Genomic DNA, 25,064 nt, shown 5'->3' on the forward strand with positions numbered 1-25,064 from the left:
CCGGTTGCTGAAGGGAGAAACCGAATTCCCCCGTAACGTCGTAAAGTGGGTCCGGCACGTGCTCCGCCCGAGGGAGGGGGAGTGGGCAGCAGCATGTGGCCGGACCCTGTCGCAACCCGAACGTTGCCGCTCGGGGCTATGTGACAGCGCGGCAAAAAGGGAGGGGGTGCCGCGCTGTCTCTTCGTATGGCTTAGATCTTGCCGACAAGATCGAGCGAGGGGGCGAGCGTTTCGCTGCCTTCTTCCCACGCCGCCGGGCAGACCTGGCCGGGATTGGCGCGGACATATTGCGCCGCCTTGATCTTGCGGGTGAGTTCGTTGGCATTTCGGCCCACGCCTTCACAGGTGATTTCCATGATCTGGATCACGCCGTCGGGATCGATCACGAAGGTCGCACGGTCAGCAAGACCGCTGTCTTCGCGCAGCACGCCGAAATTGTTTGCCAGCGTGTGCATCTGGTCGCCCAGGAAAGCGAACTTCAGTTTTCCGATCTTGTCCGACGTGTCGTGCCAGGCCTTGTGGCTGAAATGCGTGTCGGTCGACACGGCGTAGACGTCGACGCCCATGTTTTGAAGCATGTCGTATTTTTCACCGAGGTCTTCGAGTTCGGTCGGGCACACAAATGTGAAGTCAGCCGGATAGAAGAAGAACACCGCCCATTTGCCGGAAAGATCTTCCTGCGTGACTTCGTAAAAGTCTTCGCCTGCCTTGAACGCGGTGGCTTTGAACGGTTTGATGCTCGAGCCGATAATGCCCATGATAGATGTCCCCTTGGTAGGATTGGTTGAAACTGATGCGTCCCATGTAGGCCGCGTTGCACCGCACAAAAGCGCAATTGTGCGATTGCGAAGATCGGATTTTTCAATCACTCAAACGGGAACTTTTCAATTTCGTTCCTGGGCTGTGGAGGCGCGGACGGGGTTGCCTTCGGGTTCTCTCTGATTGCCGATTTCCGGCGCGAAATCGGCGCTGCCCATTTCAAGGACCGCCAGAGAATCGGTTGAGCCGGTGCCGGATTGCGCCCGATAACTGCCGATGGTTAACGCGCGCGGGTCGGATTCCGCTTCGGCAAAACCGCATTCGGCTCAACTCGTCGCACGGGCCGCTCCAATTACCCTCTCAACGGTTGGTCGCCTCTTTTCGGTTCATGTGGGAGCAAGGTAGAGGTGACAACTCACGCGTCGCATGGTGAGCAAGTGCGACATCCATGCCACGCATCTTGTTCAAGAGATGACAGGGGTTCTGACAGCCGGGCCGCCTAATTTCCAGGCCATAAAAATCGAAGACGGTCGTCTTGGGGGCGTGCGGTGGTTGTGCCGCAAAGACGCCGGACCGGTTGAAAAGTTTTTCAAGGAGTAACCAATGAACTTTATTTCCAACGCGCCAAAAGCGCTGATTTTGCCGGCGATGCTGCTGGCCTCTGCACCGGTCGGCCTTGCCGCCCAAGACGAAGTTGCCGCGGCAGAAGGTGCCGACGGCCAAGTGCTGACGACCGTCTACGGTTCGCCGCCGACCGATCTTTCCGGCCTTACCGAAGGACCTGAAATCGAAGGTCTGATCACCGCGCGCAACGACAACCAGATCCAGGTCACCGCAGCTGATGGTACCAGCACTGTCCTGATCCTCGGCCAATCGACCGAAATCAAGTCTTCGGGCGGTTTCCTCGGCCTCGACCGCGATCAATTGAACGCGGATTCGCTGCTCAATGGCCTGCCGATCAAGGCTGAGACCGTGCAGTGGGGCCGCGGCCTGGTCGCGACCGAGATCGATCTCAAAAGCAAGGACCTGAGAACCGCAGCCATCGTGCGCGGCGGGACATCGCAGCAGTTTGCCCAGCAGGGCGCTGCTATCAGCGAAAACAAGGCCGCGACCGAAGCTCTGCGCGGACGGTTCGGCGCGATCGATCAGTACAACATCAAGGGCACGACCAACGTCTATTTCGACACCGGCAAGTTCAACCTGTCGGATCAGGCCCGCACCGAGCTTTGCACCGCGGCCACCGAAGCCGAAGCCCTCGATAACGCACTGCTCCTCGTGGTCGGCTACACCGACTCTACGGGCACTTACGAGATCAACCAGGAACTCAGCGAGAAGCGCGCTGGCCGCGTGGTCAACTATCTCCAGCAGCAGTGCGGCTGGAAGCCTTGGCGGATGCTGACCCCGACGGGTCTGGCCGAATCCGATCCGGCGGCGAGCAACGACACCGACGAAGGCAAGGCGCAGAACCGCCGTGTCGCGGTGAACATCCTCGTCAGCAAGAGTGTCGAAGGTTTGGGCAACAACTAAGCCTCTTCAAAACAAACATTCTATGAATTGAGGGGCGGGCCGGAAGGCTCGCCCCTTTTTTGTTGGAGCGCTGTTCTCCCATCAGGTTCAAATTGGGACGTTGCCACATTCGCTGTGTGCAAAAGCGGCAGCTCGTCTTGCAGCCGCGTTAGCCGGATCGTAAGTTTACGGCATGGAACCGATGCGCGACTCGATTCATTACCAACAGCTCGCGCGGAAGGCTCGGCAACTGGCCTCCGCGCACTCCGATCCCGTAGTCGCTCGCCGCCTGCGCGAGACTGCCGTCCAGCACGACAGGCTCGCCCGCAAGCTGGAGCGGGAGGAATCCGTCGGAGAAAAAAACCAGAGCGAATGGAAGAGCTTCATCAAGCAATTGAAGAAGCGTTAGTCGCTAGCGACTAACTTTCGGAACGGCTTTGCTCGGGTCAGGGCGCGCCGTAACGCGAGTCAGGGCTGCTCTATCTGGGCGCGGTGCAGCATTTTGTGATCGGCCAACACCAGCGCCATCATCGCCTCGACTACGGGAGTGCCGCGGATCCCGACGCAGGGATCGTGGCGCCCTTTCGTGCGGACCTTGGTCGCTTCGCCATCTGCGGTGATCGAATCGACCGGGGTGAGGATCGAACTTGTCGGTTTGAACGCCACGCGGCACACGACCGGCTGTCCGGTTGAAATGCCGCCCGCAGTCCCGCCGGCATGATTGCTGGCATAGACGGGCTTGCCATCCGTGCCCGGTGACATCGCATCGGCGTTCTGCTCCCCGGTGAGCCGCGCAGCTTCGAAGCCATCGCCGATTTCCACGCCTTTGGTCGCGTTGATGCTCATCATGGCGGAGGCAAGATCACTGTCGAGCTTGCCGTAAACGGGCGCTCCCCATCCGGCAGGGACACCTTCCGCGACGCATTCGACAACCGCGCCGAGCGACGATCCGTTCTTGCGCGCATTTTCCACGAGTGTTTCCCAGCGTTTTGCAGCCCAGCTGTCGGGACAGAAGAACGGATTGTTACCGATCTCGTCGAAGTTGATCGCCTCGGGATCGATCTTGTCGCCGCCAAGCTCGCAGACATAGGCGGTAATTCTTACCTCCGGAATTATCAGGCGAGCCACAGCCCCTGCGGCCACGCGGGCGGCGGTTTCACGCGCACTCGACCGGCCGCCACCCCGGTAATCGCGGATGCCGTATTTCGCGTCATAGGTGTAATCGGCATGTCCGGGGCGATAGCTTTGCGCGATCTCGGAGTAATCCTTGGACCGCTGATCGGTGTTTGCGATCATCAGGTGGATCGGCGTACCGGTCGTGACCTGTTCGCCGCTCGCATCGTCGAACACACCCGACAGGATCTTGACGAGGTCGTCTTCCTTGCGCTGCGTCGTGAAACGGTTCTGGCCAGGCTTCCGGGCGTCCATGAACGGCTGGATGTACCGTTCGTTCAAAGCCAGTCCAGGCGGGCACCCGTCTATCACGGCACCAAGACCCGGCCCGTGGCTTTCTCCCCATGTGGTGAAGCGCAGAACGCGCCCGAACGTGTTGACACTCATGCGCCAAGCCATAGCGAAATCATCGGGAGTGTCGAGACGGCGGTGACGGCGCATGGTTTTCCTACTGCGTTCGATCGCTGTAGGTGAGGCGTCGATGGCACCGCGCACCAATCACCGCAGTAATCGATTTAGGCGATGGAATGGCAGCGTTATAATCGATCCGTTTTCGGTCCCAGGACCGTGTAACATGCGGTCCATGTCTCCGCCTGGCCCCCGTTTCCGGCGATTGGTCAAGCGCTCGCTGGGATGACGATAACAGGCTCTGGGTGCTGGCAATCGCGGCGCAAATGGAGGACAAGCAGGCCATGATTGCAAAGCTATCAGGCAGGCTGGATGAGACCGGCGAGGACTGGGCCATCGTCGATGTGCAGGGCGTCGGCTATCTGGTCCACTGCTCGACCAAGACGCTCGCGGCCTTGGGTGACGTAGGCGAGGCATGCACCGTGCACACCGATCTGCAGGTAAGCGAGAACGACATGCGCCTCCTGGGCTTTGCCGAAAGCGCCGAGCGCGACTGGTTCCGGTTGCTCACTCAGGTGCAGGGCGTGGGGAGCAAGGTGGGCCTTGCAATCCTGTCCGCGCTTTCCACCGGCGAAGTGCGCGATGCGTGTGCCGGCGGCGATGCCGCGACCGTGGCGCGGGCGCAGGGCGTCGGGCCAAAGCTCGCCGGGCGCATCGTCAATGAGCTGAAGGACAAAGCCGGTGCGCTGCCCGGCGGCGGCATGGCAGACGGCGTTGCGGCAAGCGTGCCTGCAGGTGGTGCCAGCGCCGACGCCGTGAGCGCGCTCGAGAACCTTGGCTTCAAGCCCGCTATAGCCGCGCAGGCCGTCGCACGGGCGCAAACCGAGCTGGGCGAAGGCGCGAACGAGGGCGACCTGATCCGCGTTGCGCTGAAGAAGGCGGCTGGGTGATGGGGCAACTTTCCGAAGAACAGAAGCAGGTCGCTCGGGACGAAGGCGAGCGATGGTGGAACTCAGCTCATGATCGCCTCCGTTTTTCTGTCGAGTATGCGCAGGCTGGAATCAAGAGTTTGTTCTTGGCCAATGGCGGGGGTATCGTTTCTCTCCTCACATTTGCAGGCAACACAAAAGCCATCGTCGAGCCAGATGCGCTTTTTTGGAGCTTCATTTGGTTCGGAATTGGCTGCTTCGCGGCACTTGTGATCTACATCGCTGGCTACGAGTCTCAAGGATACGTCATGCAGGCAGAGTATGAACGCTCAAGGCAGGCACTTTCGGATTCACTTGAGCTAGAGAGAGTATTCGATCCCTCGCCTCATGAGCACAAAAGCCATCGAGCGGAACGCTTGGGATTTGTTGCTGCGCTTGTGTCACTTAGCATGTTTTTGCTTGGTGCATTGGTAGGTCTGGACGCCATAACATGATCAGAAGAACGCGATTGATAGTCGGATACGCCCTGGTTCTCGCCGCCCCCGCCGCAGGGCAAGAGCCAGACTTCAGCGCCTTCGACACCGGCCCGGTGTTCACCGAGTTCGGCCCGCATGCTCCGGTCCCCGGCGCCAATGCCATTGACCCGACAGCCGAGTTCCGCATTGCCTTCGACGTGGCGGACAAAGCCGATGACGGCGCGCGCAACCGCAAGTTCGAGAGCGCGGCGCGGTTCACCAACATGCATGTCGCAGCGGGCGTGCCCAAGGACCGGATCAGCCTCGCCGTGGTAGTGCATGGCAAGGCGGTGCTTGACCTTGTGACCGACGAAGTGCGCGGTGGGCGCGATATGGAACCGAACGCGAGCGCCCCGATGGTTGCCGCCATGCTCGACCAAGGCATCCGCTTCGTGGTCTGCGGCCAGAGCGCGAGCGTCTACGGCGTCAAGGCTGAGCACCTGATCGAAGGCGTAGAACTGGAGATCTCCGCTATGACCGCCCACGCGCTGCTGCAACAACGCGGCTATACGGTGAACCCGTTTTGATGCGAAAGACTGCGATTGGATTTGTCGTGTTCGCGACCGGGATGATCGTCGGAGCCTTGGTCGATGACTGGCTCGACCGCGATAGCTGCTTGGATCGTGGGGGAGCCTTGGACCACCAAAGAGACAACTGCAGATACGAATGACTGACCCCATCCCCCTCCACTCTCCCGATCGCCAACCTGGCGACCCGGACGCGGCGCTCCGGCCCAAGTCGCTCGGCGAGTTCATCGGACAGGAGGCTGCGCGCGACAATCTGCGTGTCTTCATCGAGAGCGCCAAGTCGCGCGGCGAGGCGATGGACCACACGCTGTTCTTCGGGCCTCCCGGACTCGGCAAGACGACGCTGGCTCAGATCGTCGCAAACGAGCTGGGTGTGGGTTTCCGTGCGACCTCCGGCCCGGTGATCGCCAAGGCGGGCGACCTCGCGGCGCTCCTCACCAATCTCGAACCGCATGATGTGCTGTTCATTGACGAGATTCACCGGCTCAATCCGGTGGTCGAGGAAGTGCTCTATCCCGCGATGGAGGACCGCGCGCTCGACATCATCATCGGCGAAGGGCCCTCGGCGCGGAGTGTCCGGATCGACCTTCCGCCTTTCACGCTGATCGGTGCGACAACGCGGCAGGGTCTGCTGACGACGCCACTGCGCGACCGCTTCGGCATTCCGGTGCGCCTGCAGTTCTACACGCACGAAGAACTCGACCGGGTCGTCACGCGCGGCGCCCGGCTCTTGGGGCTCGAAATCGATGAGCAGGGCGCGAGGGAGATCGCCCGGCGTTCTCGCGGCACGCCGCGAGTTGCGGGCCGGCTGCTGCGGCGGGTGCGCGACTTCGCCCATGTGGCGGGCCAGGCGGTCGTGACACGGGCCGCTGCGGACGACGCTCTCACCCGTCTGGAAATCGACAGCCTCGGTCTCGACGTGATGGACCGGCGGTATCTCTCGATGATTGCCACCACGTACAAAGGCGGGCCGGTCGGTGTTGAAACTCTCGCCGCGGGATTGGCCGAGCCGCGCGATACGGTCGAGGACGTGATCGAGCCCTATCTCATCCAACTCGGCCTGCTCGCGCGCACAGCGCGGGGCCGCATGCTCAACGATGCGGGCTGGGAGCATCTGGACATGCAGCCCCCTCGAAAACCTCAGGGAGGGTTATTCGAGGAAAGCTGAGGGCTCAGCCGCCAGGTTGGCGAATGCTACGGCCCTTGCGCTGAAATTCCTGCGCGGTATCCCGGCTGCGATCGGACATTGCTTCCCACTGGGCCTTTGTGCCGCACAGCTTCTTGTTGAAGCGTGAACCGACCACGCGCGTGCGGCGGCAGATGATTTCATCCTCCTCGGCGGCGGCTGCAGTGACTTCAGGCTCGGCATCGACAGCTTCAGTCGGGTTCGCGCTTACCTCGCTTGCCTCGACGGCTTTCGGTTCGTCCTCGCTCGTCTGCGGCGCGGCCTGTGCCTGCAGCGATACCAGCAAAGCGGACCCGATTAGCAATGCAATGGCCATGAATACCCTCCTGTCGATATAACTAGCCCCATGATTCCGAAGCATAGTTGGATGACGCCCGCATGCAAGCCGGGCGAATTAGGGACTGCAAGGAGCTTGACCATCCCGCCGCGATCTCTCGAACTGGACCAGTTTACGGCGACGCCGTCGGCAGGCCCGCTTCCTGCCACGCGGATATCCCGCCCGAAAGATGCGGCACAGGGCGCCCGAGATGTTCTGCTAGCCTCGTTGCGGCGATACCCGACCGGCGACCTGAGCGGCAGTAGAGCACTATCTCGCGTCCATCGCCTGTATCCAGCGCCGAGGGATCGAATGAATCAAGGGCGATGTGTTGTGCGCCGCCAATCATTCCTCCAGCGACCTCTTCGGCCGTGCGCACATCGATCAGCCGCACATCGCCGCGATCGATCCGCGAACGAAGCTGCGCAGCCGTCAGATCGATCACAGCGCCCGATACTTCGCTGCGCGTCGCAGAATCGTTGATCTCATCTTTGACCAGTTCGCTCACCGCCTCCTGCGGGCCGCACGCAGTCAGCGCGGCTCCGCATGAGAGGGTAAGCAGAAAGCGCATAGCCAGGCTATCAGGCTGCCAGTTTGCGCAGCACGTAATGGAGGATGCCGCCATTGCGGTAATATTCCATTTCGTTCGCGGTATCGATCCGGCAAAGTGCGGTGAAGGTGAAGGTCGAGCCATCGCCGCGGGTTACTTCGATCGTGACGTCCTGGCCCGGCGTCAGATCGCCCAATCCCTTGATCGAGAACGTGTCTTCGGCAGTCAGCCCGAGCGTTTCGCGGGTGTCACCGTTCTTGAACTGCAGCGGCAGCACGCCCATTCCAACAAGGTTCGAGCGGTGGATACGCTCGAAGCTTTCGACGATGACTGCGCGCACACCTAGCAGGATTGTGCCTTTGGCGGCCCAGTCGCGCGACGAGCCGGTGCCATATTCCTTGCCGCCGACGACGATCAGCGGGGTACCGTCTGCCTTGTGTTTCATCGCGGCATCGTAAATCGGCATCCGCTCGCCATTGTATGTGGTTTCGCCGCCTTCGACGCCGGGGACCATTTCGTTGCGGATGCGGATATTGGCGAAGGTGCCGCGCATCATCACGTCATGGTTTCCGCGGCGCGAGCCATAGGAGTTGAAGTCCTTCTTCGCGACCTGGTTCGATTTGAGGTAGGAGCCTGCGGGGCTGTCTTCCTTAATAGCGCCGGCGGGCGAGATGTGATCGGTCGTGACGGAATCGCCCAGGATGGCGAGCGGCTTCGCATCGAGGATGTCGGTGATCGGAGCCGGTTCCATCTCCATCCCTTCGAAATAGGGCGGGTTTGCGACATAGGTCGAACCGGCGCGCCACTGATAGGTATCGGATGGTTCAACGGTGATTGCCTGCCAGTGCTCATCGCCATCATAGACGTTGGCGTAGCGGCTCACGAACATAGAGCGGTCGATATTGGCGGCGCGGTGCTCGGCGATCTCCTTGTTGCTCGGCCACAGATCGGCGAGCATCACGTCATTGCCGTCCTGGTCCTGCCCAAGCGGCGTGGTGGTGATGTCCTCTGTCACCGTGCCCTTGAGCGCGTACGCAACAACGAGCGGCGGCGATGCGAGGAAGTTTGCGCGCACATCCTGCGACACACGGCCTTCGAAATTGCGATTGCCCGACAAGACGGACGCCGCAACGATATTGTTGTTGTTGATCGCATCAGAGATCGGCGGCGCAAGGGGGCCGGAATTACCGATGCAGGTTGTGCAGCCATAGCCGACCAAATCGAATCCGATCTCGTCCAGATCGGCCTGAAGCCCCGATTTCACGAGGTAGTCGGTGACAACCTGCGATCCCGGTGCGAGCGAAGTCTTTACCCACGGTTTGGGCTTGAGGCCCTTTTCAACGGCCTTTTTAGCCACCAGACCCGCGGCAATCAGTACGTCGGGGTTTGAGGTGTTGGTGCAGCTGGTAATCGCAGCGATCACAACGTCTCCATCGCCGATGTCGTGGTCCTTGCCATCGACTGGCGTGCGTTCGGCACCCTCCTTGTTGTAAACCGACTTCAGCTCTCCGTTGAACAACTCGTCCACTTCGGGAAGGATTACACGGTCCTGCGGACGCTTGGGTCCGGCAAGGCTCGGCACAACCGACGATACATCGAGCGACAGCGTGTTCGAGAACACCGGTTCATGCGACGGATCGAACCACATGCCCTGTTCCTTGGCATAGGCTTCGACCAGCGCGAGGTTTTCTTCGCTGCGGCCGGTTAGGCGCATATATTCGATGGTCTTGTCATCGATACCGAAGAAGCCGCAGGTTGCGCCGTATTCCGGCGCCATGTTGGCGATGGTTGCGCGGTCGGCGAGGGTGAGGTTGGCGACGCCTTCGCCGTAGAATTCGACGAAGCGGCCCACCACGCCAACTTCGCGCAGCATTTGCACGCAGGTCAGCACGAGGTCGGTCGCGGTGACGCCTTCGGCCATCTTGCCGGTGAGCTTGAAGCCGACAACTTCGGGGATCAGCATCGAGATCGGCTGGCCGAGCATGGCGGCTTCGGCCTCGATCCCGCCGACGCCCCAGCCCAGCACGCCCAAACCATTGATCATGGTGGTGTGCGAGTCGGTGCCGACGCAGGTATCGGGATAGGCGACCATGTCGCCATTGGGATCTTTGCTCGACCAGATACCTTGCGCAATATGCTCAAGGTTCACTTGGTGGCAGATGCCGGTCCCCGGAGGGACGGCGGAGAAGTTTTCAAAGCTCTTCGAACCCCATTTTAGGAAGTCGTAACGTTCCGCATTGCGCTCATATTCGAGCGCCATGTTTGCTTCCATCGCCTTCGGATGACCGAACTCATCGACCATGACCGAGTGGTCGATCACGAGGTTCACGGGAACCTGCGGATTGATCTTTTGCGTGTCTCCGCCGAGCTCCTTGATCGCGTCGCGCATCGCGGCCAGATCGACCACGCAAGGCACGCCGGTGAAATCCTGGAGCAGCACGCGAGCCGGGCGGTACTGGATTTCATTGCCGGTGACCGGGTTTTTCTGCCAATCGACGATTGCCTGCGCATGCTCGCGCCCAACGGTGAAGCCGTCATCTTCGAACCGCAGCATGTTTTCCAGCAGCACTTTCATCGAATTCGGCAATTTCGACACATCACCCAATTGCTCAGCCGCTTTGGCGAGCGAATAATACGCGTAGTCGGTGCCGTTCACCGAAAGGGTCGAGCGGGTGTTGAGCGAGTCTTTGCCGATTGCTGTCATCGGGATATCCCATCCTTGTTGGCTGTCCCGCAACAGTGGAGGCTGCGCGGGGAGGGGGGTGCCGAAACTCTGCGAGTCCGGGCGCGAATTCTATGCTCAGCACCTGCTAGACATAACCCTTTGCGTCAAGGGTTTGAAAGCTGTTGCGAGTCGCTTGCGATTGCCGGTTCAGGTTGCCGCTGCGGGGGGCGGAATTCGGGGCCTTCGCGTTGCGATCCAGCACCCTGTCACGATCAAGGCTGTGCCTGCCAGAGTCGGCAGGGTGACAGGCTCGCGAAAGAAGAGCCAACCGAGCAGACTCGCCCACAGAAACCCTGTATATTCGATTGGCACGAGCGCCTGCGCTTCCGAACGGGCATAGGCCCAGGCGATCGCCATCGCGCCGAAAACGGTTAGCGCCCCGGCACCCGCAATCGTCATCAGTGCCTCCGTTTTTGGCACTGTCGCGAGAAACGGTGCGAAAAGGAGCAGCACCAGCCCGCCGATCCCGCTATGAAAGGTGGCGATCTCGACGGGGCCGGCAACTTGGCTCTGGCGGCGGATGACTACAAAATTGTAGGCATAGAGCACCGCGGAGAACCCTAGCGATGCAATGCCCAGCCACACATCAGGCGACATGTCGCCCCTGCCGAACTTGCCGCCCACGATCACCATCGTGCCGATGAAACCGAGGATACTGGCGTAAATCGCCTTTGGCTGGATTTCTTCACCCAGCAGGACGCGTGCGAAATAGAGAGCGATGAGCGGTGCAATGAAGCTGATCGCGATGGCTTCGGCGAGCGGCAGTTTCGTAAGTGCAAAGAAGAAACTCAGCGCCATGAAAGCGGAAATTATCCCGCGCTCGACATGCAGTTTCATCACTGTTCTGTTTGGCCAGCCGGTGCGCCGAATCATCCATATCGGCGCGATGATCGCCGCCCCGAATAGCGATCTGAGCACGGTCGCGGTGTAGGTGCCCGTCGCTAGGGCCGCATCTTTCATCAGCGCGTCCATCAGGGAAAGGAAGCCGACGCCCGCCGCAGCGGCGGCGAAGGGCATCAATCGGCGGACAGTGCTTGGCGACGCGGGCATGGGCGGCAATGCATAGGGATAAGGCGCCCTGTCGTCACGCCGGATCGTGCACGGCCGCGCACAATTCATCGCAGGGCAAGCGCACTGGCTTGATAGAGGAGGGCAAGCAGGGATATACTGCAGAATTAGGGCATCACCCGCGCAAAGCGGTGAGAATTGGGACAAAAGAGACAGTTATGCGCAAATGGATCGGCACTTTGGCCAGCGGGATCGCGGCCACGGCTCTGATTTCGAGCGGGGCTTTCGCTCAGGACGAGCAGGCCGCGGGATCCGAGGATACCGTCGGGGCGCAAGCGGGCGAAGAACCTGAGACGGCACCCGACGCGACATTCGATGAAGCGTTCCCCCAGATGGTGTCCTCCGAAGTGGTGCAGGGCGACCTCGCGCCTCCGGGGCCGATCATCCAGCCATGGACCGTAGATGCGGCGCGCGAACTTATCGCGGTGATCGACGGGATTGGAGCAGAGGGCCTCGATCCGCGAGACTACGACCTGCAGGCCCTGCAGGTTGCGGTGCAGTCCGGGCCTTCAGAAGAGCTGAATGCACTGGCGTCGAAGAACTTCGTCTGGCTGGTCGAAGATCTCCGCGATGGTCGCACGCCGATGGATGCCCGCGAGCAATGGTTCGTGGTCGATCCCGATCGCGACTTCTTCCGCACCGGCGACCTGCTGACCGAAGCGATGGAAAGCGGAAATGTCGCCGGCACCCTCGCTAAACTGAACCCGACGCACCCCGACTATGCCCGGCTCAAGGCAGAGCTTGCCGCGACGCCCGACAGCGACACCGACAAGCGCAAGCTGATCCGTGCGAATATGGACCGCTGGCGCTGGCTCGCGCGTGATCTTGGGCGCAAGTACCTGATCACGAATGTCCCTGAATATCAGCTAAGGCTGACGGTCGGTGACAGCATAATCAGCACATATCGCACGGTCGTTGGCAAACCGGGCCGTACCGCAACGCCGCAGCTTGCGGAGAAAGTATCGGGCGTAGTCTTCAATCCGACATGGACCGTGCCGCAATCCATTGTGAAGGGGGAAGGGCTCGGCAACAAGGTTCTGAGCAATCCTGCCTGGGCGAAGCGCAACGGGTACAAGGCGACACGCGGCGAAAACGGGTGGATCACTGTGGTCCAACAGCCGGGACCGGGCAATTCGCTGGGCCGGATGAAGCTCGAAATGCCGAACCCGCATGCCATTTTCTTCCATGACACGCCTTCGCGACACCTGTTCGCGAATGACAACCGCGCGCTCAGCCATGGCTGCATCCGAACGGAGCGCGCGCTGGAGCTGGCGATCACGATGGCGATCCTGGGGAAGGCGACCAGCAAAGATGAAGCCGTGGAGATTGCGACCTCGGGCGAATACACCAAGGTTTACATGAAAGACGAACTGCCCGCGTACATCACCTATTTCACGATGGCGTCCGATATTGACGGGGAAATGCAGACCTTCGACGACATCTACGGACGCGATGCGCCGGTCCTCGCGAGCCTCGACAAGCCGCGCGAGCGCGACCGGAGCAACGTTATCGACGATGAGGTTATCGTTATCGAAGACGATCCGCGGATCGGCGGTTAGAACGATCCCGGCGCGTAACGCTGCGTAGCGTTGGGCTCTTCCGGCTGGAGTAATTCCAGCGAATTGTCCGACCAGCCGAGGCTGTCGGCGTACAACAGCCGCCCGCCGGAAAGGTTAAGCAGAGCGATGCGAAATTGTTCTTCGCCAAGTGCGAAGCACCCGTTCGACCTGCCAAGGCGACCCCAGCGGTCGATATGCGATGGCTCGGCATAGTTGGCGCGGTGCATCACGATGTAGCGGCGCAGCGCTGCATCGTTGGTTGAGTCAAGACCGCCAAGCCGCACCGACGTGCCATATCGCCCGACATACCATTCCCAGGTGATGTACGCCCCCTTGCTGGTCGCATTGGAGCCTTCGACGTTCGAATAATTGTTGAGCCATCCGTCGTGTTCCGGGTCGGAGCCGGTGCCATGGCTGACATGGAAACTCTGCACTTCCTCCCGGTCGAGATTGACGAAGTGAAAGCGTTTTTCCGCGGAATGGACGCCGAAATCGGCAATGCCCACGATGTCTTTCTTCCAGATAACGTCGCCCGCGCGGTCGAGCTCGCGCTTGGCAAGAGCGAACAGCTTTCTGTCCCGCTCGGTGCCTTTCCGCGGCGCAGCCGCAATTTTGGGTGGCAGGGCGAGCGCCGCCCCCGCTGCTACAGAAGACTTGAGAAGATCGCGCCGGTTCATAACGTCAATACTAATAGCGCAAATCTTATGTTCCCGTGAACAGCAATTCCGCCGCGATGCATGGGATTTTCACGAGGCCTCGTGAATGGCTTTTGCCGCCATTCCCAACCTGACAACTTCGGGCATGAGTTTCTGGATTTTCGGACCGACCTTTGACAGCGTGGCGAGCCTTGGGTCCTTTTCTTCGATCAGACGCGCGACAGCAGGGCCGGTTGGATGCAGGCGGCTTTTCGCATTGAATTGGTCGGTCTTCTTATTGTTGGAGAGGATCGCGGTGCTCATCAGATTGGCCATTACTGCATAGGGATAGGTGTCGGTCGAATCTGTGAGCGGTGCGGGTGGGCAAAGCGCGTTTTTCTCTTCGTCCGTGTCGAAATTTGCCTCAAGGAAGGCAGCGAGAGCAGCGCTGTAAGGCACGAACGGGGTCTGCGCGAGTTGCAGGGTAATCGTGTCACCTTCGAAAAACGGCCGGACGTTCTCCCGAGCCTCGAAGGGAACGGCAGTAGCGGTGCAATCGATGAAAAGCGTGTTGTCAGGCACGTCGATCGCGTCATCGCCGAAGTGCATTTTTCCAGGTTCAATTCGCGTCACCCGCCCTTGACGATAGACGGTTTCGATTCTTCGCAGCATTTCCACTTCGCCTTCTGAAATCACAGCGAAATGAAACATTTTTGGAGTCACGCTCTCATCGAGCCTAAGCATCGTGCCGCGCTGACCCAGCTTGGCCAGCATCTCGTCACCGGTTTTCGACGAGGCGGCGCACTCGACCAGATCGATCTGGAATTGGATCAGCCCTTCAATTCGGTGGTATGCTGGTTGGAGCAGTTTGCGGTTAAACATCCAGCTGTCGCGCGGACGCACCCAGCCGATCTTTTCAGGTGAGACGCCCGCTTCGATCAGCCAGACACCAGTGTCCATCGCCGTCTTGCCCGCGCCGAGGATAATGTAGTGATCCGGAAGGTTATCCGTTTCTTTCCAAAGTGCGGGCAGATCGCCCGGAATGGCAAAGCGCGCGCCTTCGGCAATGGCAAAGGTTGGCTTATGGGTCGAGGGCACGGAGGTTTGGAAATATGTCCCATCGACAAGCTTCCGGCGGACCCTCACCGTCTGCTCATCGCCCGAAAGGATGCCGCGTATACGGTGCTCACCCACATCTCCGCCGAGATATTCAGTCAGCGGGTGGTAGCTCACGCGTCCGCTGGGGATCATGCGCTCGCTCATCAGCTTGCTGTAATAAGAGAGGATTTCGGCGTGTTTAGCGAGCGGAAACATACCCGCGTTGTGACCGTGCTCATCCACCCGGTCGGGGCATAGTTCCATCGAATTGACGCCATAAGTCGCGCTCGGCTGGTGCAGGGCGACGAACGGATAGGCATCGTTCCAGTGCCCGCCGGGGCGCGCGTGCTTGTCGACAATGGTGATATGGCAATCCGGGTCTTCATCGAGCAGCGTGTCCGCAAAAGCGAGGCCGACAGCGCCTGCGCCCACGATCAGGTAGTCGGTTTCGAAATCGGACATTCAAAGCACTCCAGCGGGCGACCCGGCAACAACGCTTACCATCAAGAGGACGGATACGGGAACGATGAATTTGTGCGCGCCATTTCCAGCATCGAGCGCGCATGCCGACCTGCGACTTCGCGTTGGTTGTCCCCATATCCTCCGCCGAGTGCCGAGGCGATGGGCAGTCCGCGTTCGCGCGCTTGGCGGACCACAAAATTGTCGCGGACCTCAATCCCGGCATCGCTCAGCGCGAGCCGCCCGAGCTTGTCGTCGACGTGCGGATCGACGCCAGCCTGATAGAGCACGAGGTCGGGTGCAAACTCGGCGATAATCGCGGGAAGGTGCCGGTCGAGCACCTCCATATAACCATCGTCATCCACTGCATCGGGCAATCCGACGTCGCGGCTCGAGCGCGCTTTGCGAACGGGAAAGTTCTTCTCGGCGTGCAGGGACAGCGTGAAGATGTCTTCGCGTCCGGCGGTCAGGCTGGCTGTGCCATCGCCCTGATGCACATCGAGGTCGACGATCAGGATACGTGTTGCGTCACCTTCGGCGATCAGCCTGTGCGAGGCCACTGCGAGATCGTTGAACACGCAATAGCCAGCTCCGGTGTCGGCGAGCGCGTGATGGCTGCCAGCGGCGCTGTTTGCGGCGTATCCGTGCTGCTGCGCGAGCCGCGCAGCGAGCCAGGTGCCGCCATTGGTGTGCCGCACGCGGTCCCGTATTCGCTCCGTTACCGGAAACCCGATCCGCCGTTCCTTTTCGCGCGGAACTTCGGCGCGGAACACTTCGTCGACATATTGCGGATCGTGGACCGCCTCCAGCCATTCGCGCGGCATCGGGGTGGGCGCATGTTCGGTGATGGCTGCGCCGCTTTCCCGCAGCGCTTCCATGACGAGGTAGTACTTGTCGAACTTGAAAGTCCCGCGCTCAGGGCGGGGCGCAATGTAGTCAGCGTGATGGACGACGTGGAGCAGGGTCAAGTTGCCTTGTCTGCCAGTGTGGCGAGCTCTTCGTAGATTGCATTTTCGCTGCGGCTGGCTGCATTTCGCCAGGTGGTCGCCGTCTCGGCGTTTACCAGGTCCCCATCCGGCGTCACGACAAGCAGATTTGGTGTGCCCGGGACTTCTTCCAGACCGAAGCGCTCGGCGATCTTCAGATTGTGACCGTCGCCCGACTGCGGCATCCCGATATTGACGAATACCAATTCGTAATGCGCGTCTATCAGTTCGGCAAAACGGTCGGTGCCAAGCCATCCGGCCAGGGCGCGGCTGTCATGACACCAGTTTGCGCCCATGACGATCATCGCGCGGGTTCCGTTTTCAGCAGCAAGGCTCAGCGCAGCGTCGACATCTGCGCTGGCATCGGACGTGACACGGTACGATTTTGCTTCAGGATAGTCGTGCGCCGCGCCGTTTTCAGGCAGGAAATGATCCGCGGCAAGGATTCCTGCCGCCAGCACCAGCGCCGGGCCCATGCTGAAAAGCGGACGGATCACTCGGCGGCTTCTACCTCGGGAGCGTGCGGATCGAACGCAGTGGCTTCGCCTGCTTCGATCCTGGCCGCTTTTTCTTCGACCAGCCGCACGATGTGATCGAGCATGTCGCCATCCTGCACCGTGTGGTCGGTAACACCAGACAGATAGACCATGTGCTTGCCATTGCCGCCGCCGGTGAGGCCGATATCCGTCTCGCGCGCTTCACCCGGTCCGTTGACCACGCAGCCGAGCACCGAAAGGCTCATCGGCGTCTTGATATGTTCGAGCCGTTTCTCGAGCGCTTCGACCGTGCGGATCACATCGAAACCCTGGCGGGAGCAGCTCGGGCAGGACACGACCCGAACGCCGCGCGTGCGCAGGCCGAGCGCTTTCAGCATCTCGTAGCCGACCTTGACCTCTTCCTCCGGCTCGGCGGAGAGCGAGACGCGGATCGTGTCGCCGATCCCGGCCCACAGCAGCGAACCCATGCCGATGGAGGACTTCACCGTCCCGCCGATTAGCCCGCCTGCTTCGGTGATGCCCAGATGCAGCGGGCAGTCCACCGTTTCGGCGAGCCCGTGATAGGCGGCGACGGCGAGGAACACGTCGCTCGCTTTGACCGCGACCTTGAACTCGTGGAAGTCGTGATCCTGCAACAGCTTGATATGATCGAGCGCGCTTTCGATGAGCGCTTCGGGGCATGGCTCGCCGTATTTTTCGAGCAGGTCCTTTTCAAGAGAGCCAGCATTTACACCGATGCGGATCGCGCAGCCGTTGGCCTTCGCGGCACGGACTACTTCGGCAACGCGCTGCGAAGACCCGATATTGCCGGGATTAATACGCAAACAGGCGGCGCCTGCGTCAGCAGCTTCGAGCGCACGCTTATAGTGAAAATGGATGTCGGCCACGACCGGAATGCGCGAGGCCTTCGTTATCTTGCCGAACGCTGCGGTCGCTTCTTCCGTCGGGCAAGACACGCGAATGATATCGCAGCCAACCTCTTCGCAGCGGCGGATCTGATCGATCGTCGCCACCGCATCTTCGGTCGGGGTGTTGGTCATGGTCTGTACCGTGATGGGCGCGTCGCCGCCCACCGGCACATCGCCGACCATTATCTGGCGGCATTGCCGCCGCTCGATATCGCGCCAGGGCCTTACTGAAGACATGACGCTGCATATAGTCGCGCTTCGATGAAGGGGCAATGACAAGCGGGGCTTGCTGAGGCATGGTACAGCGATGGATCAGCTTGATACCGATGCGACTGGCGGAATGGAGCCACTGATTTTTGGTCACGTGCTCGATGGAAAAGGCGGTTCCAGGTCCATAGGACGGTCCGAGGTCGATAATTGGCAGCCTGAGGCGCCGGGCGAGATCTTGTGGCTTCACCTGCGCCGCCACGCCCCTGAGGTGGAACCCTGGCTCGTGGCCGATCTCGGCATTCCAGAAGTGACCGCAGAATTGCTCGTTTCGGATTCCACGCGCCCGAGGGCACTCAGAGAGGGTGATGCTCTGGTGGCAACGCTGCGCGGCATCAACTTCAATCCCCAGGCCGAACCGGAGGACATGATTTCGCTGCAGCTATGGTCGGACGGTACGCGGCTCATCACACTGCGAAAACTTCCGATGCAAACGCCCCGCGATGTGAGTTTGATGCTCGAAAACGGCAAAGGTCCGCATGACGCCGGCGGTACGATAACGCAGATCGTTGAGCAGCTCGTTGTCCGTATGGGACAGACGATTGTCGATATGAACCTTCAGATCGACGAGTTGGAAGAGATGGACGTAGAGGACGATTACGAGCAAATCCTGCCCAAAATCACATCGATCAGGCGCAATTGCCTGGCTTTGAAACGTCATATGTCGCCCCAGCATGAGGCTCTTGAGCGAATTTCTCGCGATGCTCCCTCTTGGTTCGAAGACCACGATCGGCGCGAGATTGCGGAATCGATCGACCGTTTGAGGCGCTATCTCGATGATATCGACATCAGCAAGGAGAGCGCCGTCGTGCTGCAGGATGAGCTTCGCGCACGCAGTCTGGCCTCCAATGAGCATGCGACTTACATGCTCACAATTGTGGCAGGGATATTCCTGCCACTGGGCTTTCTCACAGGATTAATGGGGATCAATGTCGGCGGAATGCCCGGTATCGACAACTCGCAAGCATTCTGGGTCGTCGCAGGTATCTGTTTCGCGATCATTGCGATCCAGTTGCTGCTGTTCTGGCGCTGGAAATGGTTGTGAGCCGCCAGCGCCAGCGGCTCACACATTTTTCTACCAGCGGATAAGCGGCGGGACGACCAGCCGGCCGATCACTGCTGAAATCGCAACCGGGGCGACGTGCCACAGGCCGACATGGGAGAACGTGTCGAGCGGGCAGGTGATGCCGTAGGCCAGCGTTCCCAGCGAACCAGCGGCGAGACCCGTGAGCCAGCCCGAGCGTTCGATCGAAACCGGAGCGCCGCGGCGCAGCCAAAGGACAGAGGCGATGCCGACCAGCGCGCCCGCCGAGAGCGAGGCAGTCGTGCACATGAAGGCGACCGGATCGTTCAACCCTGAACTGGCGTGGGACTCATGCCCGGAGAGCAGGCTGAGCACGGCACCTATCGGCAGGGTCGCAAGCATGGCCGCGCCCCACATCGGCGCAGTCGCGCGCGCTCCAACCCGAGGCAAAGCGCCCGATACGAGCGAAGCCGTGCTTGCAGCGCCCAAGATGAGCAAAAGGCCGTGCGTGATCAGGAAGTATCCTGATGCTTCGCCAGTGAGCAGTCCCGACCACCATTCGAACACCGCGATTGATGCAACTGCGGCAACCACAGTGGTAAATGCGATAAGCGCTATGCCATCGGATCGCTTAACCCGGCGCACCGGGGTCAGGTCCTCTGTCATGGCGGCGATCAAATCCGCGCGGTTATTGTACTTTTCCATATCATTCAGCTTTCTCGACCAGGGTGGCCATCTTTTTTAGGCCACGATGGATATTCACTTTGACCAGGCTTTCACTTTGCCCGGTCTTTTCGGCGGCTTCACGGATCGAAAGCCCTCCAATTTTGACCATTTCGATCACCTCTGCCTGCTTTTCCGGTAACTGACCGAAAAGCCGATCGAGGCTGACGCGGGCGAGCACAACTTCTTCTTCGCTGTCCTGCGCTGCGTCGTCGTCCATCAGTTCCTGACTGTCATGCTTGTAGACCTTACGCAGATGATCGACCCAGCGATATCGCGCGATGGCTGCAAGCCAAGGCAGAAACGGTCGCGCGGGATCCCAAGTTCCGCGCTTTGTATAAAATGCGATGAGCACCTCTTGAACCAGATCGTCGATCTGATGGGGTGGCACCCGCCTGCGGAAATACCGCTCCAGCCAGACGCCAGCCTCGGACAGCAACACATTCCCGGCGGCCTTGTCGCCGTTCTGTGTCGCCGCCATGAGGCGGGCGAAGGTGGGTTCGTCAGCAACCATTTATGCGGTCTTCAGGCCCATTACCCTGGCAATCAGGGCGTCGAGCGAGAAGAGCCCGGCTCCGCGGCTCAGCAAGAACCCGCCAAGACCAAGAACCGTAATCGCCCAGCCAAAGAAGTGTGCTGCATCAGGGAACACGAAGAGCTGGATGACGAGCGCCATGATCATCAGGGCGAGCGCCGAGAACCGAGTGCCAAGACCCAGTACGAGCAGGATCGGGAAGAAGAATTCTGCATAGGTCGCCATCGGCACCGCCAAATCGGTCGGTATGGGCAACCCTGAGAATTCGTTCTCGAAAATGAAGTACTGCGTTTCGTCGATTTGCAACCATGTGCCATCGACAACCTTTGTCTGGTAGGACCGCCAGAAAATTCCGGCGAGCGCAATGCGAGCGAGCAGCTGCATTATGCTTTCGACAAAGGTGCCTGACAGCAAATCTGTCAAACGGTTATACATCGAAACTAATCCGCTCATCGTGTTCCTCCTAGATAAGCCATAAATCTTCGGCTGCGCTGCCTCGGCGCAGTCGCTTTAGCGTTTGATTTCTTTCAGCGATCCATTGCCTTTAGGCGTCTTGATTTTCACGCAGGTGCCCTTGTCGACATAGGTCCAGGCATTGCCTTGGTAATCGCGGGTCGATGTTCCGGCGCAGCTTGTACCGGGACCGGCGGCGCAGTCGTTCTTGCCCGCTTTCGAAACGCCGTAGCATTTCTCTTTCGGACCGGCGGCCGTAACCGGTGTTGTTGCGAGGCCAGCGGCGATGCCCGCGGTAAGAGCGAGACCCGCGATGTTCGCGATTGTCTTGGCATTCATGGGTTTTCTCCAGATTTATCAAAAAACTTGCGTCCAGCATCACACCGGACTTGTCAGGTCATTCGCGCCGGAACACCCGGCGGTTACAGAATTTCTGAAAAAATTTGCGGGCCTCTCCCTCGGCTGGGTGATGTGTAACCCGGTAGCTCGCCCATGCGAAGACCCCCATGTCGGTCGATATGAGGATGTGGAACGCTATTCGGTGATGGGCGCGATGGCAAAGGTTGGCGGATCTAATCCGGTGGGCCGCCCTAACCTGGTGAAGGACGCTCTCGTTGAAGGTTCGAACCTGCCGGACCAGACTGCCACATCGACATTTGCAGGTTTCTGCTATGAAAGAACATCATGACGCAGCATCACGACCCCATACGGCCATTCGGCGGCTTCGGACTTGGCCTTCGCAAAACACATTATGACGATTTTCTCGCGGGCCCCGGTGAGGCAGGTGTGCCGGTCGATTTCGCCGAAGTCATCAGCGAAAACTACATGGTCGAGGGCGGCCGACAATTGCGAGTTCTCGAACAGGTACGTGAGCGGTTCCCGGTCATCCTTCACGGCGTGTCCATGTCGATCGGATCGGCAGGTGGGCTCGACACCGATCATCTCGAAAAGCTGAAACGGCTGGAACGCCGGATCGACCCGCTATGGGTGTCTGACCACCTGTGCTGGACCCGGACAAGCGCGCATAACAGCCATGATCTGTTGCCTATGCCGCTGACCGAGGCGGCGCTCAGCGCTGTCTGTGCCAACATCGATCAGGCTCAGGATCATCTCGGCCGGGCCATGTTGTTCGAAAATCCCTCGAGCTATCTCACGTTTCCCGAGGATGATCTTTCCGAGTGGGAATTCATGGCGGAGATGACCCGGCGAACGGGGTGCTATCTGCTGCTCGATGTGAACAACATCTACGTAAGTGCGCGCAATCACGGGTTTGCAGCGGAGGATTATCTCGCCGGTCTGCCGCTCGAACGTATCCGCCAGATACACCTCGCGGGACATGATCCGGCGACCCCTGAACGGGACATCATTATCGATACGCATGACCGTAAGGTCGCGGACGGTGTGTGGGACCTCTATGCCAAGGCTATCGCCATGCTGCCTCATCCGGTGGCGACGATGATCGAACGCGATGAGCACATTCCGCCAATAGCCGAGCTGCTCGCTGAGCTCGACCGTGCGCGCGGGATTGCCGATGAGGCTCTTGTCCCTGCATGAGCGAGGCCGCCGATCTCAAGGCACGTCAGGAAGCGTTTCTGCGCGCCATCCTCGACGAAGGCGCGCCCCTCCCGGAGGATTGGACCAATCGGCAGGCTGCGGGCTTGGCCGTGTATCGTGGCAATTACCGATCGGCTCTTGTCGGGGCGCTCGAAAGCACGTTCGAACGGACCGCGCGCTATGTCGGTGAAAGCGCGTTCAAACAGGCTAGCGCGCACCACGCGATCACCCACCCTCCGGCGGGCTGGACCATCGACGAGGTGGGCATCGGTTTCGATGCGACCTGCGCGCAATTGTTCGCAAAGAACCCGGAGGTGGCCGATCTCGCATGGCTCGAATGGACAATGCTCCAAGTGGCCACCGGACCGGACGTCGAACCCTTCGGCCCGGGAGCCTTCGCGGAAGCGACCGGCGGGTTCGGTGACGAAGACTGGATGGAGCTGCGGCTGGAATTCCAGGCGCGATCGTCTGCGCGGATTGTGGAAACCAATTTGACCATCCTTTGGAAAGCGCTCGAAGAGGCGTCAGACCTCGACCGGCCAGACCCACGTTTGGCGGAACCGCAAGGTTGCCTCGTCTGGCGTGAGGGCGAGCGTCCAACTTTTCAGTTGCTCGCCCCCGATGCCGTGACCGCCTTTACCGCAATGCAGGACGGCGCGGCCTACGGGGAAATCGTCACCACGTTCGCTGGCTCCGATCCCGAGCCTGAGCAGGTGCAGGACGCGGCCATGCGCGCCGGTGCGCTGCTGGGCGAATGGCTCAAGGAAGGGCTGGTTGTCGGCCTGAAGACTTGACGTCAAAACGCCATCCTCCATGGTCGCCCATCAGGGAGAACCAGAATGCTGAGCGACACCTCGATCGAATTGCGCACCGCCAAGCCAAGCTTGCTCATGCGCACAATCAGATGGCTCATGGCGAAGCGCAAGCCCGTCTTTCCGCATACAGCACGCGAATTCGAAGCCCATATGGCGCGGCGCGACCTTCCCACTGACGCGCCGATGCCAGACAAGTTCGCGGACAAGTTCACCGTCGAGCGGTGGGAGGCTGCCGATCAAATGGTCGTGACACTGCACCCGAAGGCTGGTCCCGGTGCATGGCACATGATCTATTTCCACGGCGGCGGCTTTATCCTTCCGATGTTCAAGGAACACTGGCCGCTTGTCGCTGCGATGGTTGAACGGCTCGGCCTGAGCGTCACGGTTCCGCTGTATGAGGTGGTTCCGGAAAGCTCGCATGAGTTGCAGGATGACCTCGCCGACGAGGTGTTTGCCAAGCTTGCCGGATCGCACGATCCATCACGCATCATCCTCAATGGCGACAGCGCTGGCGGGCATATGGCATTGAGCCTGGCCCTGCGATTGGCGCGCGCCGGAGGGCCGCAGCCCGGCAAGCTCGCCTTGTTTGCACCTTGGCTTGACCTAACGATGGCGGACGAAGCCATACGCGCTGTAGAGCCGCATGACATCATGCTGAAGATCGGCACCTTGCGCAGTTGCGGCGAGATGTTTGCTGGAGATCGCGACCCGGGGAGCGCGGAGTGCAGCCCGCTCTATTCGAGCAAGGAAGACCTCGCTCTGTTGCCGCCGACCCGGATTTGGACCGGGCGGCACGATCTCTTCATTGTCGACAGCCGCACTTTCACGGGCAAGCTGCGCGATGCCGGGATCGACGCGAAGCTTTACGAATATGAGGGAGCGCCGCACGTCTTCATGGCCATAACGCCGACGAAGGAATCCAAGGATACCGTGAAGTTGCTCGGTGATTTTCTCGCCGCCTAGGCGGTGAAACGATCGCCCACAAGGCTTTCACTCATGGCCCACAGGCGGTTGGCGTTGTCCTGGTCGATGGCGTAGCTGCGGACACCGCCTTTTGCGGAATTATCGTCAACCTCTGCAACGTGGCAGTCTTCGCAGTACACTCCGCCTGTGCCTTCGACTTGGTTGTCCGTGGCCGCCCAGCACTGCGTCGCAGCGCCTTGTGGAATTGTCTTCCACGCAAAGTCCGGATCGCTCGCCGAGACCCGTGATATGAGCGCGGCTGTCTGCTCTTCTGTCATATGACGTCCAAGATTTGTTTGAATGCCGCCAGGATGAACAGCGTAGGCGTGAATGCCCTTGTCGGAGAAGCGCTGTTCCAGACCGACCGTGAACAGGATATTCGCGGTCTTCGATTGGCCGTAGGCCACCCACGGATCGTAAGACGTGGTCTCGAAATTCGGGTCTCCGAGACTAACAGGCGCAAAATGATGCCCGCGGCTGGACAGGTTCACGATGCGCTTGGCCGTGCCTTTCTCGATCAGCGGCATCAGCTCCTTTGTTAGCAAGAAGTGCCCGAGATGATTGGTGCCGAACTGCGTTTCGAAACCGTCGGCGGTCGTGCTTTTCGGACACGCCATTACGCCTGCATTGTTGATGAGCAGGTCGATCTTGTCGAATCGGTTCCGTGCCTCTGTGCCGCAATTTAGCACGCTTTTCAGCGACCCCAGATCGCAGATGATCTTTTCAACCTCGCCGTCCGAGTGATCCGATCGAATGATGCGCATCGCTTCAGCGAGCTTGCCGTGGTCGCGCCCCGCAAGGATGACATGCGCGCCGCGTGCAGACATGGCTCGCCCCGTTTCGAGGCCGAGGCCCGAATTTCCGCCGGTGATGAATACCGTTCTTCCGGTCAAATCTTTTTCCGCCAGAACATCATCCGTGGTGGATTGCGCGCCAAATTTGCTCATCCAGTCTGTTCCCTTGTTTCTCTTCGGCTTCCGGTGGCG

28 protein-coding genes are annotated in these 25,064 nt (G+C 60.3%); 12 read left to right on the forward strand and 16 right to left on the reverse strand.

Annotation, left to right across the window (positions count from 1 at the left end; all coding sequences use genetic code 11):
• Positions 1-191: 191 nt before the first annotated feature.
• A complete protein-coding gene (ahpC, locus tag KCG45_RS07360; RefSeq protein ID WP_218316602.1) occupies positions 192-758 on the reverse strand; it encodes an alkyl hydroperoxide reductase subunit C in 567 nt (188 codons plus the stop codon).
• Positions 759-1,362: 604 nt separating this feature from the next.
• Between ahpC and KCG45_RS07365 the strand changes: the two genes are divergently transcribed.
• On the forward strand, positions 1,363-2,286 hold the full coding sequence (locus KCG45_RS07365) for an OmpA family protein (RefSeq protein ID WP_218316605.1): 924 nt from the start codon (positions 1,363-1,365) through the stop codon (positions 2,284-2,286).
• Positions 2,287-2,458: 172 nt separating this feature from the next.
• A complete protein-coding gene (locus tag KCG45_RS07370) occupies positions 2,459-2,674 on the forward strand; it encodes a hypothetical protein (protein ID WP_218316607.1) in 216 nt (71 codons plus the stop codon).
• Positions 2,675-2,733: 59 nt separating this feature from the next.
• Here the strand turns inward: KCG45_RS07370 and aroC are convergent, their stop codons facing one another.
• The gene (gene aroC, locus KCG45_RS07375; protein WP_218317571.1) at positions 2,734-3,825 is read right to left on the reverse strand and encodes a chorismate synthase; all 1,092 of its coding nucleotides are present in this window, start codon (positions 3,823-3,825) and stop codon (positions 2,734-2,736) included.
• Positions 3,826-4,130: 305 nt separating this feature from the next.
• Between aroC and ruvA the strand changes: the two genes are divergently transcribed.
• The 4 genes from ruvA (at position 4,131) to ruvB (ending at position 6,925) form a co-directional block, all read left to right on the forward strand.
• The gene (ruvA, locus tag KCG45_RS07380) at positions 4,131-4,736 is read left to right on the forward strand and encodes a Holliday junction branch migration protein RuvA (RefSeq protein ID WP_218316609.1); all 606 of its coding nucleotides are present in this window, start codon (positions 4,131-4,133) and stop codon (positions 4,734-4,736) included.
• A complete protein-coding gene (locus tag KCG45_RS07385) occupies positions 4,736-5,209 on the forward strand; it encodes a hypothetical protein (RefSeq protein WP_218316611.1) in 474 nt (157 codons plus the stop codon). The genes ruvA and KCG45_RS07385 overlap by 1 nt, the downstream gene beginning before the upstream one ends.
• Complete coding sequence (locus KCG45_RS07390) at positions 5,206-5,757, forward strand: DsrE family protein (RefSeq protein ID WP_218316614.1); 552 nt, start codon at positions 5,206-5,208, stop codon at positions 5,755-5,757. Before KCG45_RS07385 ends, KCG45_RS07390 begins: the two co-directional genes overlap by 4 nt.
• A gap of 139 nt (positions 5,758-5,896) precedes the next feature.
• Positions 5,897-6,925: a Holliday junction branch migration DNA helicase RuvB gene (gene ruvB, locus KCG45_RS07395; RefSeq protein WP_218316616.1), complete on the forward strand. Its 1,029-nt coding sequence runs from the start codon at positions 5,897-5,899 to the stop codon at positions 6,923-6,925.
• Between the two features lie 4 nt (positions 6,926-6,929).
• Here the strand turns inward: ruvB and KCG45_RS07400 are convergent, their stop codons facing one another.
• The 4 genes from KCG45_RS07400 to KCG45_RS07415 form a co-directional block, all read right to left on the reverse strand.
• Positions 6,930-7,259: a hypothetical protein gene (locus KCG45_RS07400; RefSeq protein ID WP_218316618.1), complete on the reverse strand. Its 330-nt coding sequence runs from the start codon at positions 7,257-7,259 to the stop codon at positions 6,930-6,932.
• A 133-nt stretch (positions 7,260-7,392) separates the two neighbouring features.
• Complete coding sequence (locus tag KCG45_RS07405; RefSeq protein WP_255548069.1) at positions 7,393-7,884, reverse strand: rhodanese-like domain-containing protein; 492 nt, start codon at positions 7,882-7,884, stop codon at positions 7,393-7,395.
• Positions 7,841-10,513, reverse strand: coding sequence for an aconitate hydratase AcnA (gene acnA / locus KCG45_RS07410; RefSeq protein ID WP_218316620.1), 2,673 nt, complete (start codon positions 10,511-10,513; stop codon positions 7,841-7,843). The genes KCG45_RS07405 and acnA overlap by 44 nt, the downstream gene beginning before the upstream one ends.
• A 168-nt stretch (positions 10,514-10,681) precedes the next feature.
• On the reverse strand, positions 10,682-11,584 hold the full coding sequence (locus tag KCG45_RS07415; RefSeq protein ID WP_255548070.1) for a DMT family transporter: 903 nt from the start codon (positions 11,582-11,584) through the stop codon (positions 10,682-10,684).
• Between the two features lie 176 nt (positions 11,585-11,760).
• Here KCG45_RS07415 and KCG45_RS07420 point away from each other — a divergent pair, with 176 nt between their 5' ends.
• Positions 11,761-13,161 (forward strand): L,D-transpeptidase family protein, encoded by a 1,401-nt coding sequence (locus KCG45_RS07420; protein ID WP_218316623.1) that lies wholly within the window; start codon positions 11,761-11,763, stop codon positions 13,159-13,161.
• Here KCG45_RS07420 and KCG45_RS07425 read toward each other — a convergent pair.
• The 5 genes from KCG45_RS07425 to ispG all read right to left on the reverse strand — a co-directional run bounded on the left by KCG45_RS07425 (position 13,158) and on the right by ispG (position 17,981).
• A complete protein-coding gene (locus KCG45_RS07425; protein WP_218316625.1) occupies positions 13,158-13,838 on the reverse strand; it encodes a murein L,D-transpeptidase catalytic domain-containing protein in 681 nt (226 codons plus the stop codon). The genes KCG45_RS07420 and KCG45_RS07425 overlap by 4 nt on opposite strands.
• A gap of 69 nt (positions 13,839-13,907) precedes the next feature.
• The gene (locus KCG45_RS07430) at positions 13,908-15,356 is read right to left on the reverse strand and encodes an NAD(P)-binding protein (protein WP_218316628.1); all 1,449 of its coding nucleotides are present in this window, start codon (positions 15,354-15,356) and stop codon (positions 13,908-13,910) included.
• 41 nt (positions 15,357-15,397) lie between these two features.
• Positions 15,398-16,315: a histone deacetylase family protein gene (locus KCG45_RS07435; RefSeq protein ID WP_255548181.1), complete on the reverse strand. Its 918-nt coding sequence runs from the start codon at positions 16,313-16,315 to the stop codon at positions 15,398-15,400.
• Between the two features lie 2 nt (positions 16,316-16,317).
• On the reverse strand, positions 16,318-16,836 hold the full coding sequence (locus KCG45_RS07440; RefSeq protein ID WP_369410753.1) for a thioredoxin family protein: 519 nt from the start codon (positions 16,834-16,836) through the stop codon (positions 16,318-16,320).
• Entirely contained in the window at positions 16,833-17,981 is a 1,149-nt protein-coding gene (ispG, locus tag KCG45_RS07445; protein WP_218316630.1) for a flavodoxin-dependent (E)-4-hydroxy-3-methylbut-2-enyl-diphosphate synthase, read from the reverse strand. The genes KCG45_RS07440 and ispG overlap by 4 nt, the downstream gene beginning before the upstream one ends.
• A gap of 70 nt (positions 17,982-18,051) precedes the next feature.
• Between ispG and KCG45_RS07450 the strand changes: the two genes are divergently transcribed.
• Positions 18,052-19,056, forward strand: coding sequence for a zinc transporter ZntB (locus KCG45_RS07450; RefSeq protein ID WP_218316632.1), 1,005 nt, complete (start codon positions 18,052-18,054; stop codon positions 19,054-19,056).
• A 30-nt stretch (positions 19,057-19,086) separates the two neighbouring features.
• Here the strand turns inward: KCG45_RS07450 and KCG45_RS07455 are convergent, their stop codons facing one another.
• Genes KCG45_RS07455 through KCG45_RS07470 form a run of 4 tightly spaced genes read right to left on the reverse strand, consistent with a single transcriptional unit; the run spans position 19,087 to position 21,085 of the window.
• Positions 19,087-19,740 carry an NrsF family protein gene (locus KCG45_RS07455; RefSeq protein WP_218316635.1) on the reverse strand — a complete coding sequence of 218 codons (654 nt, stop codon included), beginning with the start codon at positions 19,738-19,740 and terminating at the stop codon, positions 19,087-19,089.
• Position 19,741: 1 nt separating this feature from the next.
• Entirely contained in the window at positions 19,742-20,272 is a 531-nt protein-coding gene (locus tag KCG45_RS07460; protein ID WP_218316636.1) for a sigma-70 family RNA polymerase sigma factor, read from the reverse strand.
• Positions 20,273-20,746, reverse strand: a complete 474-nt coding sequence (locus KCG45_RS07465) for a DoxX family protein (RefSeq protein WP_218316637.1) — start codon at positions 20,744-20,746, stop codon at positions 20,273-20,275.
• Between the two features lie 57 nt (positions 20,747-20,803).
• Positions 20,804-21,085, reverse strand: a complete 282-nt coding sequence (locus tag KCG45_RS07470) for a BufA1 family periplasmic bufferin-type metallophore (RefSeq protein ID WP_218316639.1) — start codon at positions 21,083-21,085, stop codon at positions 20,804-20,806.
• On the opposite strand from KCG45_RS07470, the gene KCG45_RS07475 reads away from it, so the two are divergent.
• The 4 genes from KCG45_RS07475 to KCG45_RS07490 are packed head-to-tail and all read left to right on the forward strand — an operon-like array spanning position 21,060 to position 24,078.
• Positions 21,060-21,434, forward strand: coding sequence for a hypothetical protein (locus KCG45_RS07475; protein WP_218316640.1), 375 nt, complete (start codon positions 21,060-21,062; stop codon positions 21,432-21,434). The two genes, KCG45_RS07470 and KCG45_RS07475, sit on opposite strands and share 26 nt — an antisense overlap.
• Positions 21,431-22,300 carry an MNIO family bufferin maturase gene (gene bufB, locus KCG45_RS07480; protein WP_218316641.1) on the forward strand — a complete coding sequence of 290 codons (870 nt, stop codon included), beginning with the start codon at positions 21,431-21,433 and terminating at the stop codon, positions 22,298-22,300. The genes KCG45_RS07475 and bufB overlap by 4 nt, the downstream gene beginning before the upstream one ends.
• Complete coding sequence (locus KCG45_RS07485) at positions 22,297-23,094, forward strand: HvfC/BufC N-terminal domain-containing protein (RefSeq protein WP_218316643.1); 798 nt, start codon at positions 22,297-22,299, stop codon at positions 23,092-23,094. Before bufB ends, KCG45_RS07485 begins: the two co-directional genes overlap by 4 nt.
• Before the next feature lie 45 nt (positions 23,095-23,139).
• Positions 23,140-24,078 (forward strand): alpha/beta hydrolase fold domain-containing protein, encoded by a 939-nt coding sequence (locus KCG45_RS07490; RefSeq protein WP_218316644.1) that lies wholly within the window; start codon positions 23,140-23,142, stop codon positions 24,076-24,078.
• Here KCG45_RS07490 and KCG45_RS07495 read toward each other — a convergent pair.
• A complete protein-coding gene (locus KCG45_RS07495) occupies positions 24,075-25,025 on the reverse strand; it encodes an SDR family NAD(P)-dependent oxidoreductase (protein WP_218316645.1) in 951 nt (316 codons plus the stop codon). The two genes, KCG45_RS07490 and KCG45_RS07495, sit on opposite strands and share 4 nt — an antisense overlap.
• Positions 25,026-25,064 lie beyond the last annotated feature (39 nt).

Origin of the sequence: Erythrobacter ani (genome assembly GCF_019204025.1) — a bacterium.
GTDB lineage: Bacteria > Pseudomonadota > Alphaproteobacteria > Sphingomonadales > Sphingomonadaceae > Erythrobacter > Erythrobacter ani.

Excerpts from the sequence above, each read along its gene's own strand:
- ahpC (WP_218316602.1), bottom strand. The coding sequence starts at position 758 with ATGGGCATTATCGGCTCGAGCATCAAACCGTTCAAAGCCACCGCGTTC.
- KCG45_RS07365 (WP_218316605.1), top strand. The coding sequence starts at position 1,363 with ATGAACTTTATTTCCAACGCGCCAAAAGCGCTGATTTTGCCGGCGATG.
- KCG45_RS07370 (WP_218316607.1), top strand. The coding sequence starts at position 2,459 with ATGGAACCGATGCGCGACTCGATTCATTACCAACAGCTCGCGCGGAAG.
- aroC (WP_218317571.1), bottom strand. The coding sequence starts at position 3,825 with ATGAGTGTCAACACGTTCGGGCGCGTTCTGCGCTTCACCACATGGGGA.
- ruvA (WP_218316609.1), top strand. The coding sequence starts at position 4,131 with ATGATTGCAAAGCTATCAGGCAGGCTGGATGAGACCGGCGAGGACTGG.
- KCG45_RS07385 (WP_218316611.1), top strand. The coding sequence starts at position 4,736 with ATGGGGCAACTTTCCGAAGAACAGAAGCAGGTCGCTCGGGACGAAGGC.
- KCG45_RS07390 (WP_218316614.1), top strand. The coding sequence starts at position 5,206 with ATGATCAGAAGAACGCGATTGATAGTCGGATACGCCCTGGTTCTCGCC.
- ruvB (WP_218316616.1), top strand. The coding sequence starts at position 5,897 with ATGACTGACCCCATCCCCCTCCACTCTCCCGATCGCCAACCTGGCGAC.
- KCG45_RS07400 (WP_218316618.1), bottom strand. The coding sequence starts at position 7,259 with ATGGCCATTGCATTGCTAATCGGGTCCGCTTTGCTGGTATCGCTGCAG.
- KCG45_RS07405 (WP_255548069.1), bottom strand. The coding sequence starts at position 7,884 with ATGGCGGCATCCTCCATTACGTGCTGCGCAAACTGGCAGCCTGATAGC.
- acnA (WP_218316620.1), bottom strand. The coding sequence starts at position 10,513 with ATGACAGCAATCGGCAAAGACTCGCTCAACACCCGCTCGACCCTTTCG.
- KCG45_RS07415 (WP_255548070.1), bottom strand. The coding sequence starts at position 11,584 with ATGCCCGCGTCGCCAAGCACTGTCCGCCGATTGATGCCCTTCGCCGCC.
- KCG45_RS07420 (WP_218316623.1), top strand. The coding sequence starts at position 11,761 with ATGCGCAAATGGATCGGCACTTTGGCCAGCGGGATCGCGGCCACGGCT.
- KCG45_RS07425 (WP_218316625.1), bottom strand. The coding sequence starts at position 13,838 with ATGAACCGGCGCGATCTTCTCAAGTCTTCTGTAGCAGCGGGGGCGGCG.
- KCG45_RS07430 (WP_218316628.1), bottom strand. The coding sequence starts at position 15,356 with ATGTCCGATTTCGAAACCGACTACCTGATCGTGGGCGCAGGCGCTGTC.
- ispG (WP_218316630.1), bottom strand. The coding sequence starts at position 17,981 with ATGTCTTCAGTAAGGCCCTGGCGCGATATCGAGCGGCGGCAATGCCGC.
- KCG45_RS07450 (WP_218316632.1), top strand. The coding sequence starts at position 18,052 with ATGGATCAGCTTGATACCGATGCGACTGGCGGAATGGAGCCACTGATT.
- KCG45_RS07455 (WP_218316635.1), bottom strand. The coding sequence starts at position 19,740 with ATGGAAAAGTACAATAACCGCGCGGATTTGATCGCCGCCATGACAGAG.
- KCG45_RS07460 (WP_218316636.1), bottom strand. The coding sequence starts at position 20,272 with ATGGTTGCTGACGAACCCACCTTCGCCCGCCTCATGGCGGCGACACAG.
- KCG45_RS07465 (WP_218316637.1), bottom strand. The coding sequence starts at position 20,746 with ATGAGCGGATTAGTTTCGATGTATAACCGTTTGACAGATTTGCTGTCA.
- KCG45_RS07475 (WP_218316640.1), top strand. The coding sequence starts at position 21,060 with ATGTTCGCGATTGTCTTGGCATTCATGGGTTTTCTCCAGATTTATCAA.
- KCG45_RS07470 (WP_218316639.1), bottom strand. The coding sequence starts at position 21,085 with ATGAATGCCAAGACAATCGCGAACATCGCGGGTCTCGCTCTTACCGCG.
- bufB (WP_218316641.1), top strand. The coding sequence starts at position 21,431 with ATGACGCAGCATCACGACCCCATACGGCCATTCGGCGGCTTCGGACTT.
- KCG45_RS07485 (WP_218316643.1), top strand. The coding sequence starts at position 22,297 with ATGAGCGAGGCCGCCGATCTCAAGGCACGTCAGGAAGCGTTTCTGCGC.
- KCG45_RS07490 (WP_218316644.1), top strand. The coding sequence starts at position 23,140 with ATGCTGAGCGACACCTCGATCGAATTGCGCACCGCCAAGCCAAGCTTG.
- KCG45_RS07495 (WP_218316645.1), bottom strand. The coding sequence starts at position 25,025 with ATGAGCAAATTTGGCGCGCAATCCACCACGGATGATGTTCTGGCGGAA.